Origin of the sequence: Amycolatopsis sp. NBC_01286 (genome assembly GCF_035982555.1) — a bacterium.
Taxonomy (GTDB): Bacteria; Actinomycetota; Actinomycetes; order Mycobacteriales; family Pseudonocardiaceae; genus Amycolatopsis.
The window spans coordinates 5,469,769-5,488,220 of record NZ_CP108428.1 but is presented as its reverse complement, the minus strand read 5'-3'; the positions used below and the strand labels follow the sequence as shown (position 1 = coordinate 5,488,220).

Sequence of the window (18,452 nt, the reverse complement as noted above, 5' to 3'; positions counted from 1 at the left end):
TCCGCTAGGTCGTGCTCGCCTGCCGGGGCAGGTGACCGATGTGGACACGCGTGGTGATCGACGACAGACCCGCGTTGAGCAGGCGCATCACCTGCGCCCGGGTCCAGCCGGTCGTCGCGGCGACCTCGGCCAGCGAGCGACGTTCGAGCGCCATCTCCCGGACCACGAACCGCTGACGCGGCGGCAACAACGCCACTTCGTCCAGCAGGACGGCGTCGGCGACGGCCGCCTCCAGCAGCGCCGCGTCGCACCGCGGCGCCAGCTCGGTCCGCAGCGCCCGGACCACCAGCACCCGGATCCTGCGCGCGGAAGCCACGTCCGCGACGGGTTCGCCCGGCACCACGGGCAGCAGCCGCACGCACAGCCGGCGCGCGGCCCGGCGGGACGCACCCGTCCGGCGGGCCACCCGGTACACCAGAGCGACCGGCCGGGCGGCGTCGAGCCCGGCGGGGACAGCGAAGACTCCGGTCGTCACGTCGTTTCCTCCCGCTGTCACGGTATCGCCCGAATTGCCGGTGGTGTACCCGGTCTTCCCGATCCGACACCTCGGTGGAAGACGATCACCCGATCCGGCGATCCACACCAATCCGCGATCGGCGCGGCCCCGAAAGGGGAAGGTCCACGAAGGATCCGCCCAGCGCCGGGAATCCGACGGTGGGTTACGCCCGCCCTGCGCGGGCGGGGAGGAGTTCGTCCGTGTTTGGCAAGCGTTACGCCGCTTCGATGATCAACCGGAGCGCGGAGAACGACCAGGACCGCCGCCGCTTCCTCAAGGCCGCCGGCATGACCGGCCTCGGCGTCGTCGGCGCCGGTGCGCTCGGCGGTCTCACCGCCGGGACCGCGTCCGCGGCCACCGCACGACCGGCCGCCGCCGCAGCGGCCGCGGCGAGCGGGGTGAGCGACGGGGCGGTGCTCAACTTCGCCCTCAACCTCGAGTACCTCGAAGCCGAGTTCTACCTGCACGCCGTCACCGGCAAGGGCCTCGCCGACGCGATGACCACCGGCACCGGCACCCGCGGCGGCGTCACCGGCGGCCGCGCGGTGAAGTTCAAGACCAAGGCCGCCAAGCAGTACGCGCAGGAGATCGCCGGCGACGAGAAGGCGCACGTCCAGTTCCTGCGTTCCGCGCTCGGCTCCGCCGCCGTCAGCCGCCCCGCGATCGACCTGCAGTCCAGCTTCACCGCCGCGGCCCAGGCGGCCGGTCTGGTCAAGCCCGGCCGCAGCTTCGACGCCTTCGCGTGCGAGGAGAACTTCCTGCTCGCCGCGTTCCTGTTCGAAGACGTCGGCGTCACGGCCTACAAGGGCGCCGCGCCCTTGATCACCAACAAGACCTACCTCGAAGCCGCGGCGGGGATCCTCGCCGTCGAGGCCTACCACGCGGCCAACATCCGCAGCGCCCTCTACCAGCACAGCGAAGGCATCCTCGGGCTCGGCCTGCTCGGCCGTGACCTCCGGGAAGCCAGCGTGAAGCTGTCCAACGCGCGGGACAGCCTCGACGGGCCCACCGACGACGACCAGGGCGTCATCGACAGCCACGGCAACGCCAACATCGTCCCCACCGACGCCAACGGCATCGCCTACAGCCGCTCACCCGGCCAGGTCCTCAACATCGTCTACCTGACGAACAAGGCCGCCACCTCCGGCGGATTCTTCCCCAAGGGCGTCAACGGCGAAGTGAACACCAGCGCCGCCAACTGAGCACCGGCCGCGGCGGGTGCCGGGTTCCGTCGGGGAATCCGGCACCCACCGCGTCCTGTCCGGAAAGGAGATCACGATGTTCGGACTCAGCGCCGAGCACCTGCTCGTCCTGCTCGTGGCCGCGCTGTTCATCATCGGCCCCGAACGGCTGCCGGGCGCGCTCACCACCGTCCGCAAAGCCGTGGTGAAGGGCAAGAACGCCCTCGGCGCGATGCAGCAGCAGATCACCGACGAGGTCGGGCCCGAGTTCGAGCAGCTGCGCAAACCCTTGCGGGAGCTGAACCAGCTGCGGGGCATGGATCCCCGCGCCGCGTTGACCCGGTTCGTCCTGGATCCGGCGCAAACTCCGGCGCAGGCTCCGGCCGAGCCGGTTGTGCCTCTTACGGCCAAAGTGTCCGGTGTGGACATGGAAGCCACCTGATTCCCAGCCGGGAAACGCAAACCGGTCCGCTCGCCGTCACGAACCACCTCGTGACCACCCCCCACTCCGGCACCAGAGCCGTGTCCTTCGGGCACTACCAACCCGTCCGTGTTGTGACCAACGACGAGCTGAGTGCCGCCCTGGGCACCTCCGACGCCTGGATCACCGAACGCGTCGGCGTCCGCACCCGGCACCTGGCCGCCCCCGGCGAGTCGGTCGCCGACATGGCCACCGCCGCGGCGGGCGACGCGCTGCGCCGAGCCGGGCGGACCGCCGCCGACGTCGACCTGGTGATCGTCGCGACCTGCACCACCTTCGACCGGATGCCGAGCGTCGCCGCCCAGGTCGCCGAGCGGCTCGGGATCGCCGAGCCCGGCGTGTTCGACCTCAACGCCGCGTGCTCCGGCTTCTCCTACGCCCTGGCGGCCGCCGACCACGCCATCCGCGCGGGAGCGAGTCAGCGCGCGATCGTGGTCGGCGTCGACAAGATGAGCGATTTCCTCGACTGGACCGACCGCTCCACCTGCGTCATCTTCGGCGACGGAGCCGGCGCCGCGATCGTCGAAGCGGCCGACGGGATCGACAGGATCGGCGGGATCGGGCCGGTCGTCTGGGGCTCGAACCCGGCCAAAGGCCAGAGCATCACCCTCGGCTCACCCGGCCCGCACAGCCTGCCGGCGACCTTCCGCCAGGAGGGCGCGGCGGTCTACCGCTGGGCGACGACCGCACTCGCGCCGATCGCCCGGAAAGCCTGCGCCCGGGCCGGGATCGATCCGGGCGACCTCGGCGGCATCGTCACCCACCAGGCCAACACGCGCATCATCGCCGCCCTCGCCCGCGACATCGGCGCCCGGGACGCGGTCGTCGCGACCGACGTCGCCGACTCCGGCAACACCTCCGCCGCCAGCATCCCCCTCGCCCTCTCGAAACTCCTCGAACGACGGGAAATCCCGGCCGGCGCACCGGTGCTGCTGTTCGGGTTCGGCGCCGGCCTGACCTACGCCGGCCAGGTCATCACCTGCCCGTGACGCCCGGAGCGCGCGGCTCAGCCGGCGACGACGTCGGCCCACACCGTCTTGCCGGCGGTGCCGTGCGTGACGACGCCCCACCGGCGGCTGACCGCGTCGACGAGCAGGAGCCCCCGCCCCCGCGTGTCGTCCGGCGACGACCCACCGAGCCGGAGCCCGAGGTCCGGCCGCGAGTCGTCGACCTCCAGCCGGACCGGGGACCGGCGAGCCCGGTACCGGACGCGCAGCGCCTGCACGCCGTGGGCGTGATCCAGCGCGTTGGTGACCAGCTCGGTCGCCAGCAGCAGGACGTCCTGGACACCGTCGGGCGAGGCGCCGGCCAGCACGCGTCGCAACCACCCCCGCATGGCCGCCAGGTCGGGTACGGCACCGGCCTCGAAGCGGTATTCACGAGTGGAATGGTCCGGGTCGTCCATGAGGTCCTTTGCCGAGCGATGGGGAGCCGACGACTGCGTCTCCTCCCGGGGTTACCCGGACGACCGGCGATTACTCGCGAACCGGACCATCACCGTGAGGCGGCGTGCACCGTGGGCCGGTAGACCAGCTCCTGCGTGCGGCCGTCCAGGGTCCGGGTCTCCAGCAGTTCCAGATCGGAGTCGGCCGCGCCGTGGAAGATCGGGGCCTGTCCCGTCCGGCCGCTGATGACCGGGAAAAGCGTCACCTGGACGCGGTCCACCAGGCCGGCGGCCAGCAGGGCGCGGTTCAGCGACAGGCTCCCGTGGGATCGCAACGGGACGTCGGACTCCTCCTTGAGCCGGGTGACGACGTCGACCGCGTCGCCGGTCACCACCGTCGCGTCCGGCCAGTCCAGGGGCTCTCGCAGGGTGCTCGACAGGACTGTCGCCGGGAGGTTCCGCATCCTCGTGACCCACGGATCGGAGACCTCCGCGGGGCTCGCGGCCAGCATCGCCACGTGCTCCCGGAACGTGTCGGCGCCGAAGACCATCCGCTGCTTCTCCTCGTACAAGGCGTGGCGGCGGGCGAGCAGCTCCGGGCCCTGCTTGCCCCAGTAGCCACCCCAGTCGCCGTGGTGCGAGCCGAAGCCGTCGAGGGTGGAAAAGACGTCGAACGTGTACGTGGCGGTCATGGCGTTCTCCTCACGAGCGGTGCGCGGGGACCGGTCCGGTGCCGGCCTCTCACCTCCACCACGAACACACACGCCGCCATTCGACACCGCGCGGGCGGCCGGTGCTCAGCGCAGCTGGACACGGCCCCAGCAGGCGGTCGACGACCTCGGCCAGCGGCTGCTCGCCCGGACCTTACCGAGCTGCGCGACCAGATCCGTTCGAGCGCCGAAGAACTCGAAGTGCCGGTGACGCTCCTCAAGATTGGTGGTCCCCTGAGGACGCCGCTCAGGCCGTCACCGCGCGTTCGACGTGCAGGGCGAGGAACGCGTAGACCCGCCGGACCAGCTCGGGGTCGCCGCCCATGAGGTCGTACCCGTGGTCGACGCCGCGGATGTCGTAGTGCTCCACCAGCGCGCCGGCTTCCGCGAGCTTGGCCGCGTAGGCGACGGCTTCGGCGCGCAGCCGGTCGTGCTCGCAGGTGAGCACGAGCGCGGGTGCGAGGCCCGCCGGCACGGCACCGCCGCCGGCCCACGCCGGTGACGCCAGCGGGTCGGTGCGGCGGGCGGCGTCGGGGATGTAGGCGGTGTCGAAGACCTCCCCCATCCACGGCCGGATCACCGCGCCCCGCGGCGCGGGCTTGGCCGCGGCCGGGGTGACGAGGTCCAGCGGCGGGTAGTGCAGCACCTGCAACGCGATCGCCGGACCGCCGGCGCGCAGCGCGAGCCGGGACGCCGCGGCCGCGAGCGAGCCGCCGGCGCTCTGGCCGCCGACGCACAACCGCGCGCCGGCCCACTCGCGCTCGGGTGCGGCCGCCCACGTCAGCGCGTCGTGGACCTGTTCGCACGGCACGGGGAACCGCCGGGCCGGCGCGAGCGCGTAGTCGACGTTGACCACGAACACCCCGGCGTGCTCGGCGAGGTACCGGCACAGCGGGTCGTCGCCGATCGGGGCGCCGATCACGAACCCGCCGCCGTGGGCGTTGACGTAGACGCCGCGGGCGTCTCCCGGCGGGCGGTAGAAGGTGGCGGCCATCGGGCCGTGCCGGGTCGGGATCGTGATTTCGCCGGTGCGGCCCGGAATCTCGGGGAACAGCGGACGCGGTTTGATCGCGCGCGCGGCGGCGGCCCCCAGCAGGCGGGCCACCCCGTCGGCGACGAACGGCTTAGACAGGATCGACAGGATCGACACGGGCGACCTCACTTCACACGGACCTGGTGGAACTGCAGCGAAACCCCGCGCGGCCGCGCGCCGTCCAGCAGCGGGACGAGCGTGCCGACGAGAACGGCGTCGTTGAGCCAGGCATACGGACCTTCGGGCGCTTCGATGCGCGGGCTCGTGACGATCCCCGGCGCGGTGAACGCGCCGGTGTTGGTCACGGTGAGCACGACGCCGTCGTCGGTGCGGATCAGGTACTTCGCCGTGACGGCGGCGACGCCGTCACCCCGCACGACGCTCCAGTCCGCGCCGATGCCGAGCACCTCGCCGGTGACGCGCGGGCCGTCGACGCGGCCGCCGGTGATCGGGATGACGCGCCGGTGCCCGGCCGGCGTCACCCCGGCGTCGATCGGCTCGGCGATCAGCACCTCCAGCCTGGCCACCAGTTCCATCGTGAGCTCGGGATGAGTCATGCGTCCTCTTCCGAAGGTCCGCCGAGGGTGTGCAGGATGCGGCCGAGGCGGTCGGCCAGGTCCTCGGGATCGAGCGTTTCCTCCGCGCCGAGCAGCCAGGCGTTGATCACCGCGCCGGCGCCCCCGGTGAGGAACACGGCGAGGTCGTCGACCGTCCCGGCCGGCACGCGGTCGCCGAAGAGCGCCCGGACGGCGTGGCGGTTGACCGGCGCGAGCAGCTCACCCAATGCGGTGGTCAGCGCGAACGCGCACGGGCCGGTGAGCAGGGCGCGGTAGAACGCGCGGTGCGCGGCGAAGTGCCGGGCCGTGGCGAGCACCGCGGCGCGCCCGGACTCCCTGGCGGGCAGCAGCTCGCGCCGCGCGAGGTCGAGCGCCGCGGCGACCAGCAGCCCGTCCCGGTCGGCGAAGTGCAGGTAGACGAGCTGACGGCTGACGCCGGCGGCTTCGGCGAGGTCGGTCACCGGGACGCTCGCGCTGCCGCGGCCGGACACCAGCCGCACGGCCGCCGCGTACAACGCCGCCCGTGACCGGGCGGCCCGCGGGTCGCGGCTGTCGATGCTCACCCGCACTTTATAGACACCTGTCAAAGAACTGGCAAGCGCCTTGACCTTGACACCGTGACAAGGTCTTCACTGGGCGCAGGAGGTGATCACCGTGAACCCGACCCTGTTCGACGCGCTGGGCGCCGGGAACTCGTCGACGCGGCTGCAAGCGGCCCTGGAGGCCGGCACGCGCGCCGAGCCCGGCTTCGCCGACACGCTCGTGGCGCGGTCGGCGATCGAGCCGGACTTCTTCGTGCGCGACATGCTCACCTGGGCCCTGACCCGCCTCCCGGCGGACGTCACCGTGCCCAGGCTGCTCGGGGAGCTCCGGTCCGGGCGCGCCCAAGCCCGCAGCCAGGCGCTGCACACGCTGTCCAAGATCGGCGACCGCGCGACGTGGCCCGCGATCACGCCGGCGCTGCTGCGCGACGCCGACGACGAGGTCGCACGCAGCGCCTGGCGCGCCGCCGTCGTCCTCGTCCCGGACGGCGAACGGGACGCGCTGGCCGCGGAGCTGGTCACGCAGCTCGGTCGCGGCGACCGGACCGTGCGGCTGAGCCTCAGCCGGGCGCTCGTCGCGCTCGGCGACGGCGTCGAGCCGGCGCTGCGGCCGGGCCTGGCCAGTGCCGACCCGGCGGTGCGGGCGCACGCCCGCGCCACGGAACGGCTGCTGCGCGACCCGGACGCCGCGTTCGACCCGGGCGTCGACGAGGCGAAGCGGATCGTCGCGCTCGGCCCGGAGCACTCGGGCGGGACGTCGTGCTGATCGGCGAGGTGGCGCGCCGCTCGGGGGTGAGCAGCCGGATGCTCCGGCACTACGACACCCTCGGGCTGGTGCGCCCCACCGGCCGCACCGTCGGCGGCTACCGCGAATACGCGGCCCGGGACATCCGCCGGATCTTCCACGTGGAAAGCCTGCGGTCACTGGGGTTGTCGCTGCGCCAGATCGGCCGGGCCCTGGAGGATCCCGCCTTCGCGCCGGCCACGCTGGTCGGCGACCTCATCCGGCGGACCGAAGACCGGCTGCGGCGGGAGCGGGAGCTGCTCGACCGCCTCCGGGCGGTCGACGCTTCGGCGCCCGAGGGCTGGCCGGACGTCCTGGGCATCATCGAGCTCCTGCGCGGGCTCGACTCGGCCAGTGCCGCGCGCCGGCAGCAGGCCGTCCTGGCCCCGGCCGACGACGTGCCGCTGCCCACCGACCTGCTGGCCGGCGCGGTCCTGGCCGAGGCCGACCCGAACGTCGCCGGCGCCCTGCGGTGGGCGCTCGCGCGGGCGGGCGGCGACGGCGTCGCGAGCCTGGCGCCCGGCATGACCTCGGCGGACGTCGACGTCCGGCGGCGCGCGGTCCGGGCGATCGCCGGGTTCGCCGGCGCCGAGGCGACCGCGTTGCTCACGGCGGCCCTCGGCGACCCGGACCCGGCCGTGCGCCGGCACGCCGCGCTGGCGTCGGCCACGCGCGGCGAGACCGCGGCCGTGCCGGCGCTCGTCACGATGGTGGTCGAGGGCACGAACGACGTCGAGGCGGCCGAGCTCCTCGGAGCGCTGTCGCGGGACGCCGGCCACGCGGACCGGATCATGAGCGCGCTGACCGCCGAGCTGGCCGCGCCCACCGCGGACTCCGCGGTGCGGATCCGGCTGACCCAGGCCTTCGCCGAGATGCCGCCGGCGCTCGCGAAGGACGTCCTGCGGCGGCTGGCCGACGACGAGGACCGGGCCGTCGCGCTCATCGCCGCGGCCCTCGCGGGCGTGCTCGAAGACCGGCTCAGTGCGGAAGCTTGACCACCGTGACGAAGAAGCTGTCGATCTGGCGGACGGCCTCGACGAAGCTGTCGAAGTCGACGGGCTTGGTGACGTAGGCGTTGGCGTGCAGGTCGTAGCTGCGCGCGATGTCCTCTTCGGCCTCGGACGTCGTCAGCACGACGACCGGGATGCTCCGCAGCTCCGGGCTGGCCTTGACCTCGGCGAGCACCTCACGGCCGTCCCGCCGGGGCAGGTTGAGGTCGAGCAGGATCAGGCCGGGCCGCGGCGCGTCCTCGTAGGGCGGCTCGCGCCGGAGGAACTGCAGCGCCTGCTCGCCGTCGGAGACGACCGACAGGGTGTTGCGGATCTTGTAGTGCTCGAACGCTTCCCGCGTCATCAGGACGTCGCCGGGGTCGTCCTCCACGAGCAGGACGTCGATCGGTTCCGGGGGCTGGGTCATGCCGCGTCCTGTTCTTCGTCGACGGCACCGGCGAGTTCCGGGGCCACGGGTGCGGGGAGGGTGAAGCGGAAGCAGGTGCCTTCGGCGACTTCGGTGTCCAGCCAGATGCGGCCGCCGTGGTGCTCGACGATCTTGCGGCACATCGCCAGGCCGATCCCGGTGCCCGGGTAGTCGCCGCGGCCGTGCAGCCGCTGGAAGATCACGAAGATCCGCTCGGCGTACTGCGGGTCGATCCCGATCCCGTTGTCCGTCACGGAAAACACCCAGTCCGCGCCGTCGCGCTCGGCGCCGACGGTGATCTCGGGCGGCTGTTCGCCGCGGAACTTCACGGCGTTGCCGATCAGGTTCTGGAACACCGCGGTCAGCAGCGACTGCTCACCCCGCACCGGCGGCAGGCCGTCGGCGACGCTCACCCGCGCGCCGGCGTCGGCGAGCACGCTCTCGAGGTTCGCCGTGGCCGTGGCCACCAGCGCCGCCGTCTCGACCGCCACCGGCTCGCCACCGCGGCGGCCGACGCGGGAGAACGCCAGCAGGTCGTTGATCAGCACCTGCATCCGCTTGGCGCCGTCGACGGCGAACCCGATGTACTGCTCGCCGCGCTCGTCGAGCTTGTCGTGGTAGCGCTTCTCCAGCAGCTGGCAGAAGCTCGTCACCTTCCGCAGCGGCTCCTGGAGGTCGTGCGAGGCGACGTAGGCGAACTGCTCCAGGTCGGAGTTCGACCGTTCCAGGGCGTGCGTCCGGGCCTCCAGCAGCGTGTGGGCCCGCTCCAGCTCGGCCACCTCTTCGAGGATGCGCCGGCGCATGGTGTCGACGTCGGCGCCGAGCTGGCGCACCTCCCGGGGCCCGGTCGCCGCCACCGGCCGGTGCAGGTCCCGCGCGGCCGTGTCGCGCACCGTGGCGGCCAGCTGCTGGATCGGCCCGACCACGGCCCGGCGCAGGCCCGCGAACAGCAGGACGAACGCCGCCGCGATCACCACGGCGATGGTGACGAGGATCCAGGTCAGCAGGTTCGTCGCGGCCGCGAGGTCCGCGCGGGCGTCCATCCGGGCGGCGTCGAGGTGCGCGTCCTGCTCGGTCAGGCGGCCGCGCAGCGCGTCGAAGAGCTTCTTGTCCTGTTCGACCTGCCCCGACGTCGGCGCGGGCCCGCCCGGCGCCGCCTGGGCGAGGGCCGCACCGCGCCACGCGTCGGCGCCGGTCAGGACCGCGGCGAGGTCACGGCCCGCCATGGTGTCCGGGGTCGCGCCCAGCCGGCGCAGCTCCGCCACCGCCCGGTCCTGGTCGGCGAGCCCGGCCCGGTACGGCTCGAGGAACTCCTGCTGCCGGGTCAGCAGGTAACCGCGGATCCCGGTCTCCTGGTCGACCAGCGCCGTCGAGAGGGCCTTGGCCTGCAGCAGCTGCGGCCCCACCACGTCGAGCAGCCGGCTCCGGGCGTCATTGAGGCTGCTCAGCGCGATCGCGCCGCCCGCGAGGGCGCCGACGAGCAGCACGGCCTCGACGAGCGCCAGCACCCCGGCCCAGCGCCGCAGCGGCCAGGACGCGCGCTCCCGCGTCATCGGGCGCCGCCGTCGGGCCGCTGGGTGAGCAGGACCAGCGCGATGTCGTCGTCCACCGGGCCGTCGTTCAGCTGCTGGACGCGGCCGATCAGGGCGTCCAGCGCCGCACCGGCGTCACCCGGCCCGGTGAGGAGCTCACCGGCCAGCGCGGCCATCCGGGTGCGGCCGAGGCGATCGCCGCCGCCGGACCGGCCCTCGAAGATGCCGTCGGTGTAGAGCAGCAGGGACCAGCCCGGCGCCAGCGCGACCTCGGTCCGGCGCCGGGGCCGCTTCAGCGGGAGGCCCAGCGGCGGGCCCAGGCCGTCGGAGGACAGGAACTCCGCCGGGCCGGCCCCGCCCAGCAGCAACGGCGGCGGGTGCCCGGCCAGCACCATCCGCGCGGACGTCCGGTCCGGGGCCACGGTGACCATGCACGCCGTGGCGAACAGCGGCTCGATCCGCTCGTTCACCAGGACCCGGTCGACCGTGGCCAGCACCTCGGTGGCCGGCAGCCCGGCCAGCACGAGGGCCCGCCACGCGATCCGCAGGGCCACGCCCAGCGCGGCTTCGTCCGGGCCGTGCCCGCAGACGTCCCCGATGATCACCTCGACGGTGCCGTCGGCGAGCTCGACCGTGTCGTAGAAGTCGCCGCCCAGCAACGCGCCGTCGCGGCCCGGGCGGTAGCGGACCGCCAGGCCGAGGCCGTCGTCGGCGAGCAGCGGGGTGGGCAGCAGGCCGCGTTCGAGCCGCGCGTTCTCCCCCGCCAGCAGCTGCTGCTCCAGGAGCCGCTGTTCGGCGCCCTCGGCTCGCCGCCGTTCCCAGGCGTAGCGCATGGCGCGCATCAGCAGCGGGCCGTCGACCTGGTCCTTGCCGAGGTAGTCCTGGGCGCCGGCGGCGACGGCGGCCACGCCGGTGGCGGTGTCGTTCTGCCCGGTCAGCACCACGATGGCGCTGCCCGGGCTGTGCCGGCGCAACGTCGTGAGGGCGGTCAGGCCGGACGCGTCGGGCAGCTGCAGGTCCAGCAGCACGCAGTCGACGCCCCCGACGTGCGGCAGCGCGGCCGCCAGCGTCGCCACCCGCAGCAGCGTGATCCGCTCGGCCTCGACCGGGACGTCGGCGAGCATCTCCTCGACCAGCAGCGCGTCGCCGTCGTCGTCCTCGACCAGCAGCACCGAGAGCCGGTTGACCGCGGGCGGCAGCGAAAGCGGGGGCACCGTGACGCGGGTGGAGCCGACCGAAGGAGCGGTCACGACATCGAGCCTCTCTCGAATGAGGCCTCACCAAGCCGCCCGCACACAGGCCACCGGATCAGGCGTAACGGCGCCCGCACAGGCAGGGCCACCGGTGGCTGCGTTCTCAACCGCGCGCACTGTATCCCGCGGTGATCCGGCGGAACCAGACCGGTGGCGCACCACGGACCCGGTCCCGGTCGCCCGCATCTGGTGTGCTCGCTCGATGCGGTGAACGACCCGGCCGGGGCCCGTCGCGGCGCGGTGCGCGGGTACCCCACCCGAAACGAGGAGGCGGCCATGGCCGGCAACGATCTGCTGGGGTTCCTGATCATCGGGCTGATCTTCGTGGTGGCGGACGGCCAGGTCCTCCACCGCGACGGCCGGCGCTACCTGCGCGGCCCGGACGGCGGCAGCGGCGGGCCGACGGCGTCGATGGTGGTGACGGTCTTCCACCTCGTCGCGCTGGGCCTGCTGGCCCTGCTCTCGGTGATCGGCCCCGGGTGGTCGGGCTCGGCGCCCGCGCTCGTCGGCCGGATCGGCGTGTTCCTGCTCCTGCTGGCCGTCGCGCACGCGGCGACCCTCTCGGCGCTGGTCCGCCGGAGGCAGGACGCTCGCGCGCGGACCCGCTTCCCCGGGAGCGACCCGGACGCCGCCGGCCCGCAGGTCAGGCCGGACCTCGGGAACCACGGCCCGTACCGCACCTGACCCGATGTCGGGCTGCACCCGTTCGCTACCAGGGCACCACGCCGTCGTCGTCGAAGAAGCCGCCCGTCGGGCCGTCGGCCGGCAGGGTCGCCAGGCGGATCGCCGTGGCCGCGCCCTGTTCCGGGGTGCGTACGCCGCGGAAGCCGTTCAGGTCCGTCGCGACGTAACCCGGGCAGGCGTTGTTGATCAGGATGTTCGTGTCGCGCAGTTCCTTGGCGTACTGGACGACGACGGCGTTGAGGAACGTCTTCGACGGCATGTACGCGGCGGACAGGAACCCGAAGTCGGCGTCCGGCGCGGACTGCCGGGTCAGCGAGCCGGTTTCGCTGGACAGGTTGACGATCCGCGGCGACGCCGAGCGGCGCAGCAGCGGCAGCATCGTGTTGATCACCCGGATCACGCCGTACACGTTGGTCTCGACGGCCGCGCGCACGGTGTCGAGGCCGACTTTCGTGGGCTCCTGCGGGAAACCGCCGACGACGGCGGCGTTGTTGACCAGGACGTCGAGGCGGCCGAAGCGCTCGTCGAGCAGCGCGGCCGCGGCGGTCACGCTCGCGTCGCCGGTCACGTCGAGGGGCACGCCGAACGCGTCGGCGCCCCCCGCGCGCAGCTTCGCCACGGCGGTCTCGCGCCGCTGTTCGTCGCGGGCGCCGACGCCGACGCTCCAGCCGAGCGCGCCCAGGCCGGCCGCGATCTCGTACCCGATTCCCTTGTTGGCGCCGGTGACCAGCGCGATCGTCTTCTCACTCATGGCCTCGAGCTTGGTCGCGCCGCGGCCGGGCACCAACACCATCCGCGTCGGCGATCGATACCCGGCCGGTATCGATGTAGCGTGAGGCCATGGAGACGCGCGAGCTGCAGTACTTCGTCGCCGTCGCCGAGGAACTGCACTTCGGCCGCGCGGCCGAGCGCCTGGGCATGGCCCAGCCCCCGCTGTCGCGCGCGATCGGCCTTCTCGAACGGCGGCTCGGCGTCACGCTGTTCGAGCGCACCAGCCGCTCGGTCACGCTCACCGACGCCGGATCCGTGCTGCTGGCCGAGGGCCGCGCCGTCCTCGGCGCCTTGGCCGCGGCCGAGCGGCGCACCCGGCGGGCCGCGACCGGCCGGACCGGCCTGGTCCTCGTCACCAAGGCCGGCGTTTCCGGTGACCTGCTGAAGGAACTGCTCGCCGCGTACGCCGCCGAGCCGGACGCCGCCGACGTCGACGTGCTGCTGTGCGAGGCCCGCGAGCAGGAACGGCTGCTGCGCGACGGGCAGGCCGACGTCGCGCTGATGCACTGGCCCTACGACTCGACGGCCGGGTTCGACACCGAGGAGCTGGGCACCGAGGGGCAGGTCGTGATCCTGCCGGCCGGGCACCCGCTCGCCGGCCGGTCGCACGTCCGGACCGCCGACGTCGCCGCGCTGCCCGACCTGCCGATGGCCCGCTGGCCGCGTCCCGACGGCGGTTATCCGGACGGGCCGGGCGCCGAGGTGCGGAACCTGACGCAGCTCTACCAGCTGATCGCGCTCGGGCGGACCACGGTGATCCTCGCCGAGTCGTGCCGCACCCACCTGCGCGCGGACCTCGCCGCCGTGCCGGTCGTCGACGCGCCCGCCGTGACGACGGTGATCGCTTGGCCGCCGCACAGCCGCTCCCGCGCCGTCGCCGGCCTGGTGCGCGCCGCGTCGCGCGAGCACGCCGCGACCCGCTGAACCACCCGGGTTCTCGCCCCACCTGCCACACCGACCTCGCTCGCGCGACCGCCGCACGGCCGATCCGCACCGCCGCCCACCGGTCCACGCCGCGGCCGACATCCGTTGCACCGCCGGGTCCTCGCCCCCACCACGATCCGTGCCCCCAATCCGGCCGACCCGCACCGCCGCCGGCCCCGTCCACGCCGCGTCGCGTCGCGCGGACCAGCGCCCGCTGAACCGCCCGCCACCGCCCGGTCCTCGGCCTGCACGGCCGAACCCGCACCACTGCGGGTCTGGTCCGCGCCGCGTCGCGCGAGCACGCGGCGACCCGCTGAACCGGCCGCCCCGGCGTTGACTTCCGGCAGCACCGGTGGTTCGCTCTCTGGGAGCGCTCTCAGCCATCTTGCATTCTGTTCGATCCGGACGAGTGAGGGATGGACTCTTCATGACAGCTCGACCACTTCGCCGCGCCGTCACGGCCGCGGCGGTCCTGCTCGCCGCGGGCCTGGCCGGGGCCGCCCCCGCCACCGCGGCCGAGCCGGACGTCACCGTCACGGTGAACGCGCGGGCCGGCCTGGCCACCGTGGCGGACACCGCGCTCGGGGCCAACCACGCCGTCTGGGACAGCCAGCTGGGCACCGACACCGTGGCCGGCCTGCTCGGCGACGCCGGCGTGCGCGTGCTGCGTTACCCCGGCGGTTCCTACGGCGACATCTACCACTGGAAGGACAACACCGCGCCGGGCGGCTACGTCGCACCCGGCACCGACTTCGACACCTTCATGGGCGGCGCGCGGCGCACCGGGGCCCAGCCGATCATCATCGCCAACTACGGCACCGGCACCCCGCAGGAAGCGGCGGACTGGGTCCGGTACGCCAACGTCACCAAGGGCTACGGCGCGCGCTACTGGGAGATCGGCAACGAGCTGTACGGCAACGGCCACTACGGCGCGAACTGGGAAGCCGACAACCACGCCGACAAGAGCCCCACGGCCTACGCCGACGGCGTCGTCGCCTACGCCGAAGCCATGAAGGCCGTCGACCCGTCGGTCAAGATCGGCGCGGTGCTGACGACCCCGGCGAACTGGCCCGACGGCATCGTCGGCGACGGCGACACCGCCGACTGGAACCAGACCGTGCTGTCGATCGCCGGTCCCCATGTCGACTTCGTCGTCCTGCACTGGTACCCGGGCGGCGCTACGGCGGCGGAAGCGCTCGCCAAGCCCGAGCAGGTGGACGACATGATGTACGTCGTCCGGCGCGAGATCGCGCAGTACGCGGGCGCGAACCCCGGGCGGATCGGCGTCGCACTCACCGAGACCAACACCTCGGTCGGCATGGACACTCAGCCCGGCGCGCTGTTCGCCGCCGAGACGTACAGCACGATGCTGGAGAACGGCGTGTTCACCGTCGACTGGTGGGACACGCACAACGGCGCGTCCCAGGTGTCCACAGTGGAGGGACAGACCGACTACGGGGACATGGGGATGCTCTCCAGCGCGACGTGCTTGGGCGACGTCTGCGAGCCCCCGCTGAACACGCCGTTCGCGCCCTACTACGGCCTGAAGATGCTGAGCCTCTTCGCCCGCCCCGGCGACCAGCTGATCCGCGCGGGGACGAGCGAGCCGCTGGTCACCGCGCACGCCGCCCGCCGGCCCGACGGCGATCTTTCGGTGCTGCTGGTCAACAAGGATCCCGGCACCGCCCACACGGTCGCCGTCGATTACGCCGGTTACGCCCCCGCCGCCAGCGCGTCGAAGGTGTACACCTTCACCAACGGCGCGACGTCGATCGCGGAGAGCGCCGGCGGCAGCAGCACGAGCCGGACGCTGCCGCCGTACTCGCTGACCGCGCTGGTGCTGCACCCGGCGGCCGCGGTCACCGGAGCACCGGCCGCACCTGGTCCGGTGGCGGCCGGCCAGATCACCGACCGTTCGGCGACGCTCACCTGGCCCGCGGCCGCGCCCGGCGGCCACCCGGTCGCGAAGTACGAGGTCTACCGGACCCTCGGCACGACCAGCGAGGCGTGGGGCGAGACCGCGGGCACGTCGTTCACCGTCGGCAACCTCGTCCCGGGCAGCCGGTACACGGTCAACGTGCTGGCGCGGGACACCGCGGGCAACGTCTCCTGGGCGTCGCCGTCGCTGACGTTCACCACGGGGGCGCCGGCGCGGAGCACGTGCGCGGCCACGATGTCCGACGTCACCGACTGGTCGAGCGGCTTCGTCGGCGGCGTCCACCTCACCAACACGGGCACCGAACCGGCGCCGAACTGGACGTTGACCTTCACCTGGCCGACCGCGCGGCAGCACCTCACCGGCGGCTGGAACGGCACCTGGACCCAGGCCGGCACCACGGTGACGGTCACGTCGGCCACGGCACTGGCCCCGGGTGCGAGCGTCGACCCGGGCTTCACGGCCGACTACGGCGGCCCGAACATCCTGCCGACGGCGTTCACCCTGAACGGCACCCTCTGCAGCGCGTCGTGACCACCGGTGCCGGGCGGTACGACCGCCCGGCACCGCGGCTACGGCGAATGCCCGATGGTCAACGGCGCCGGTTTCCGGCACGGTGGGAGGTTCCGGATCGCTGGAGCGGAAGGCTCGCCGTGCCTCGTCGTCGTGTGCCCGAACCCGCCACCGGCGGCACCGCCGGGCGGGTCTTCCTGCCGGTGATGCTGGTCCTCTTCGGGCTGGGCACGGCCGTGGTCCTGGTCCTTCAGATCACCGTCCTGGCCGGCGAAATCGACCACGGTGCCGAGACGTCGCCGTGGCTCGTGCTGGCGTTGCTCGCCTCCGCGGTGCAGCTGGCCGGCGTGGTCGCCGTCGGCTTCCGGCGGCGCTGGGGCGCGAAGGTCTTCGCCGGGGCGGCCCTCGCCGGGGTGCTACTGGACCTCGGGCAGGTGACCGGCGCGAGCGCGCTGCTGATCACCGGGAAGATCGTCGTGGCCGGCCTGCTCGCCGCCGCGATCCTGGTCCGCTGGGACGACCTGGCCGAGTGACGCGGGGCGCGCCCACGGCTGGGCTTCGCGCCAGGCCAGGTACCCGGCGAAGATCGCGGCGGTGCCGCGCGCCCGGGATCGCGTCTCGAGGAATTCGTCCAGCAGCGTGAAGAGCAGGTCGACCGCGACCTGACGGCCGTCACCCGCCGCTTCGTCGTGCCACCCCGACGTGCGGCCGGGGAAGGCCAGGTACAGCACCAGCGACGTCCAGGTCAGGTTGTCGCCGGTGCCGACCCGGGGCACGAGCGACTCCTTGAAGCCGGTCAGCAGCCCGCCGTCGTTGCCCGCGTCCACACCGAGCAGGTACGTGCAGTAGTCGTGGTAACTGCCGTCCAATCCGTACAGCTGCGGACGCCGGTGGATGTCGGCGAAGTGCTTCCGGTGGTCCACGGTCCTCCTCGTGCGCGCTCGGGCTCAGCGTAGTCCTTGACGAACCGCGCACCGCCTCCCTAGGTTGTCGGTCATAGGACGTCGGACATCCCATGTCCTACCACCTCACCCCTCAGCGAGGAGGCGGAACCGGTGTCATCGAAACGCAGAGTGGGCGCGATCCTGCTGGCCGCGGCCGTGATCTGGCTGCCCTTCACCCCGGCGGCCGCGGCCGCCGACCGACGATGCGCGTCCTCGGTGCCGTTCACCTCCGGCACCGAGGGCTACGACACCTTCCGGATCCCCGCGGTGGTGCGCGCCGCGAACGGGTCGCTGGTGGCGTTCGCCGAAGGCCGGCGCGACTCGGCCGGCGACTCGGGCGCCATCCAGACGGTGTCCCGTTCGTCGCGCGACGGCGGCTGCACCTGGGGCCCGCTCTCCGTGGTGACGACCAACGGCGACGCCACCGCGGGCAACCCGACGCCGGTACTGGCGCGCAACGGCGACCTCGTCCTCCTGACCGTCCACAACGGACTCGTGTCGGAGAAGCAGATCATGACCGGCGCGGCGTCCGAGCAGGACACCCGCCGGGTGTTCGTCCAGCGCAGCGGCGACAACGGCCGCACCTGGAGCACCGCGCGCGACATCACCGCGGACACGAAACGGCCCGGCTGGCGGTGGTACGCCACCGGTCCCGGGCACGCCACGCTGCTGCGGCACGGCCCGCACGCGGGCCGGATCGTCGTGCCCGCCAACCACTCCAGCTCGCCGCCGGCCGGCTCGACCGACGTCGGCACCGAGGCGAAGTACTACGGCGGCCACGACCTCTACAGCGACGACGACGGCCGCACCTGGCACATCGGCTTCACCGACGACCGCACCGACGGCGTCGTCGCCGCGAACGAGACGTCGGCGACCGAGCTGCCCGACGGCACGCTCTACTTCTCCAGCCGCAACCAGGGTTCCGCGGCCGAGCACCGGGTCGACGGCTACAGCGTGGACGGCGGCAAGACGCTCGTGCGGCCGTACCGGGCGCAGCCGTCGCTGTCCGGGACGAAGGTCGAGGGCAGCGTGCTGCAGACGACGATCCCGTGGCTGCTGCTGTATTCCGGCCCTTCCGACCCCGCGACGCGCACGGTGATGCAGCTGCGGCTGAGCACCGACCGCGGGCGCACCTGGACCCCGGGCCGGACGCTGACCACCGGGCCCGCGGCGTACTCCGACCTCGTGCAGGCCGACCCGCTCACCGCCGGGCTGCTCTACGAGACCGGCACGGCCGGGCCCTACGAAACCATCGTGTTCCACCGCATCCCGCTCACGCGGGTGCGCTGAGCCCGGTCCCGCACCCGGCGC

The 18,452-nt window shown here is 73.5% G+C and carries 21 protein-coding genes; 10 read left to right on the top strand and 11 right to left on the bottom strand.

Annotation, left to right across the window (positions count from 1 at the left end; translation table 11 throughout):
- Positions 1-4 precede the first annotated feature (4 nt).
- Positions 5-475 carry a hypothetical protein gene (locus tag OG570_RS26410; RefSeq protein WP_326951940.1) on the bottom strand — a complete coding sequence of 157 codons (471 nt, stop codon included), beginning with the start codon at positions 473-475 and terminating at the stop codon, positions 5-7.
- A 221-nt stretch (positions 476-696) separates the two neighbouring features.
- On the opposite strand from OG570_RS26410, the gene OG570_RS26405 reads away from it, so the two are divergent.
- From OG570_RS26405 to OG570_RS26395, 3 genes are all read left to right on the top strand, one after another.
- On the top strand, positions 697-1,698 hold the full coding sequence (locus OG570_RS26405; protein ID WP_326951334.1) for a ferritin-like domain-containing protein: 1,002 nt from the start codon (positions 697-699) through the stop codon (positions 1,696-1,698).
- Positions 1,699-1,774: 76 nt separating this feature from the next.
- Complete coding sequence (locus tag OG570_RS26400) at positions 1,775-2,119, top strand: Sec-independent protein translocase TatB (RefSeq protein ID WP_326951939.1); 345 nt, start codon at positions 1,775-1,777, stop codon at positions 2,117-2,119.
- A 50-nt stretch (positions 2,120-2,169) separates the two neighbouring features.
- Positions 2,170-3,147: a beta-ketoacyl-ACP synthase III gene (locus tag OG570_RS26395; RefSeq protein ID WP_326951938.1), complete on the top strand. Its 978-nt coding sequence runs from the start codon at positions 2,170-2,172 to the stop codon at positions 3,145-3,147.
- 17 nt (positions 3,148-3,164) lie between these two features.
- Here OG570_RS26395 and OG570_RS26390 read toward each other — a convergent pair whose 3' ends face one another.
- From OG570_RS26390 to OG570_RS26370, 5 genes are all read right to left on the bottom strand, one after another.
- A complete protein-coding gene (locus tag OG570_RS26390) occupies positions 3,165-3,563 on the bottom strand; it encodes an ATP-binding protein (RefSeq protein WP_326951337.1) in 399 nt (132 codons plus the stop codon).
- Positions 3,564-3,652: 89 nt separating this feature from the next.
- Positions 3,653-4,234 carry a dihydrofolate reductase family protein gene (locus OG570_RS26385; protein WP_326951937.1) on the bottom strand — a complete coding sequence of 194 codons (582 nt, stop codon included), beginning with the start codon at positions 4,232-4,234 and terminating at the stop codon, positions 3,653-3,655.
- 265 nt (positions 4,235-4,499) lie between these two features.
- Complete coding sequence (locus OG570_RS26380) at positions 4,500-5,402, bottom strand: alpha/beta hydrolase fold domain-containing protein (protein ID WP_326951936.1); 903 nt, start codon at positions 5,400-5,402, stop codon at positions 4,500-4,502.
- 8 nt (positions 5,403-5,410) lie between these two features.
- Entirely contained in the window at positions 5,411-5,842 is a 432-nt protein-coding gene (locus OG570_RS26375; protein WP_326951935.1) for a DUF3237 family protein, read from the bottom strand.
- Positions 5,839-6,405 (bottom strand): TetR/AcrR family transcriptional regulator, encoded by a 567-nt coding sequence (locus OG570_RS26370; RefSeq protein WP_326951934.1) that lies wholly within the window; start codon positions 6,403-6,405, stop codon positions 5,839-5,841. Before OG570_RS26370 ends, OG570_RS26375 begins: the two co-directional genes overlap by 4 nt.
- An 82-nt stretch (positions 6,406-6,487) precedes the next feature.
- Between OG570_RS26370 and OG570_RS26365 the strand changes: the two genes are divergently transcribed.
- Together OG570_RS26365 and OG570_RS26360 are read left to right on the top strand one after the other, a co-directional pair.
- The gene (locus OG570_RS26365) at positions 6,488-7,150 is read left to right on the top strand and encodes a HEAT repeat domain-containing protein (protein ID WP_326951933.1); all 663 of its coding nucleotides are present in this window, start codon (positions 6,488-6,490) and stop codon (positions 7,148-7,150) included.
- Positions 7,144-8,163 (top strand): HEAT repeat domain-containing protein, encoded by a 1,020-nt coding sequence (locus tag OG570_RS26360; protein ID WP_326951932.1) that lies wholly within the window; start codon positions 7,144-7,146, stop codon positions 8,161-8,163. The genes OG570_RS26365 and OG570_RS26360 overlap by 7 nt, the downstream gene beginning before the upstream one ends.
- On the opposite strand, the gene OG570_RS26355 is transcribed toward OG570_RS26360, so the two are convergent.
- The 3 genes from OG570_RS26355 to OG570_RS26345 are packed head-to-tail and all read right to left on the bottom strand — an operon-like array spanning position 8,147 to position 11,330.
- The gene (locus tag OG570_RS26355) at positions 8,147-8,584 is read right to left on the bottom strand and encodes a response regulator (RefSeq protein WP_326951346.1); all 438 of its coding nucleotides are present in this window, start codon (positions 8,582-8,584) and stop codon (positions 8,147-8,149) included. The genes OG570_RS26360 and OG570_RS26355 overlap by 17 nt on opposite strands.
- On the bottom strand, positions 8,581-10,137 hold the full coding sequence (locus OG570_RS26350) for a sensor histidine kinase (protein WP_326951931.1): 1,557 nt from the start codon (positions 10,135-10,137) through the stop codon (positions 8,581-8,583). Before OG570_RS26350 ends, OG570_RS26355 begins: the two co-directional genes overlap by 4 nt.
- Positions 10,134-11,330 carry a PP2C family protein-serine/threonine phosphatase gene (locus OG570_RS26345; RefSeq protein WP_326960161.1) on the bottom strand — a complete coding sequence of 399 codons (1,197 nt, stop codon included), beginning with the start codon at positions 11,328-11,330 and terminating at the stop codon, positions 10,134-10,136. The genes OG570_RS26350 and OG570_RS26345 overlap by 4 nt, the downstream gene beginning before the upstream one ends.
- Before the next feature lie 315 nt (positions 11,331-11,645).
- On the opposite strand from OG570_RS26345, the gene OG570_RS26340 reads away from it, so the two are divergent.
- Positions 11,646-12,053, top strand: coding sequence for a hypothetical protein (locus OG570_RS26340; protein ID WP_326951930.1), 408 nt, complete (start codon positions 11,646-11,648; stop codon positions 12,051-12,053).
- A 25-nt stretch (positions 12,054-12,078) separates the two neighbouring features.
- On the opposite strand, the gene OG570_RS26335 is transcribed toward OG570_RS26340, so the two are convergent.
- Positions 12,079-12,804, bottom strand: a complete 726-nt coding sequence (locus OG570_RS26335) for an SDR family oxidoreductase (protein WP_326951349.1) — start codon at positions 12,802-12,804, stop codon at positions 12,079-12,081.
- 89 nt (positions 12,805-12,893) lie between these two features.
- Between OG570_RS26335 and OG570_RS26330 the strand changes: the two genes are divergently transcribed.
- From OG570_RS26330 to OG570_RS26320, 3 genes are all read left to right on the top strand, one after another.
- Positions 12,894-13,748, top strand: a complete 855-nt coding sequence (locus tag OG570_RS26330; protein WP_247054355.1) for a LysR family transcriptional regulator — start codon at positions 12,894-12,896, stop codon at positions 13,746-13,748.
- A gap of 427 nt (positions 13,749-14,175) precedes the next feature.
- A complete protein-coding gene (locus tag OG570_RS26325; protein ID WP_326951929.1) occupies positions 14,176-16,218 on the top strand; it encodes a cellulose binding domain-containing protein in 2,043 nt (680 codons plus the stop codon).
- A 134-nt stretch (positions 16,219-16,352) separates the two neighbouring features.
- Positions 16,353-16,730, top strand: a complete 378-nt coding sequence (locus OG570_RS26320; protein ID WP_326951928.1) for a hypothetical protein — start codon at positions 16,353-16,355, stop codon at positions 16,728-16,730.
- On the opposite strand, the gene OG570_RS26315 is transcribed toward OG570_RS26320, so the two are convergent.
- Positions 16,614-17,120, bottom strand: a complete 507-nt coding sequence (locus OG570_RS26315) for a hypothetical protein (RefSeq protein WP_326951927.1) — start codon at positions 17,118-17,120, stop codon at positions 16,614-16,616. The two genes, OG570_RS26320 and OG570_RS26315, sit on opposite strands and share 117 nt — an antisense overlap.
- A gap of 132 nt (positions 17,121-17,252) precedes the next feature.
- Between OG570_RS26315 and OG570_RS26310 the strand changes: the two genes are divergently transcribed.
- Complete coding sequence (locus OG570_RS26310) at positions 17,253-18,431, top strand: sialidase family protein (RefSeq protein WP_326951926.1); 1,179 nt, start codon at positions 17,253-17,255, stop codon at positions 18,429-18,431.
- Positions 18,432-18,452 lie beyond the last annotated feature (21 nt).

Excerpts from the sequence above, each read along its gene's own strand:
- OG570_RS26335 (WP_326951349.1), bottom strand. The coding sequence starts at position 12,804 with ATGAGTGAGAAGACGATCGCGCTGGTCACCGGCGCCAACAAGGGAATC.
- OG570_RS26400 (WP_326951939.1), top strand. The coding sequence starts at position 1,775 with ATGTTCGGACTCAGCGCCGAGCACCTGCTCGTCCTGCTCGTGGCCGCG.
- OG570_RS26325 (WP_326951929.1), top strand. The coding sequence starts at position 14,176 with ATGACAGCTCGACCACTTCGCCGCGCCGTCACGGCCGCGGCGGTCCTG.
- OG570_RS26355 (WP_326951346.1), bottom strand. The coding sequence starts at position 8,584 with ATGACCCAGCCCCCGGAACCGATCGACGTCCTGCTCGTGGAGGACGAC.
- OG570_RS26390 (WP_326951337.1), bottom strand. The coding sequence starts at position 3,563 with ATGGACGACCCGGACCATTCCACTCGTGAATACCGCTTCGAGGCCGGT.
- OG570_RS26385 (WP_326951937.1), bottom strand. The coding sequence starts at position 4,234 with ATGACCGCCACGTACACGTTCGACGTCTTTTCCACCCTCGACGGCTTC.
- OG570_RS26340 (WP_326951930.1), top strand. The coding sequence starts at position 11,646 with ATGGCCGGCAACGATCTGCTGGGGTTCCTGATCATCGGGCTGATCTTC.
- OG570_RS26375 (WP_326951935.1), bottom strand. The coding sequence starts at position 5,842 with ATGACTCATCCCGAGCTCACGATGGAACTGGTGGCCAGGCTGGAGGTG.
- OG570_RS26350 (WP_326951931.1), bottom strand. The coding sequence starts at position 10,137 with ATGACGCGGGAGCGCGCGTCCTGGCCGCTGCGGCGCTGGGCCGGGGTG.
- OG570_RS26330 (WP_247054355.1), top strand. The coding sequence starts at position 12,894 with ATGGAGACGCGCGAGCTGCAGTACTTCGTCGCCGTCGCCGAGGAACTG.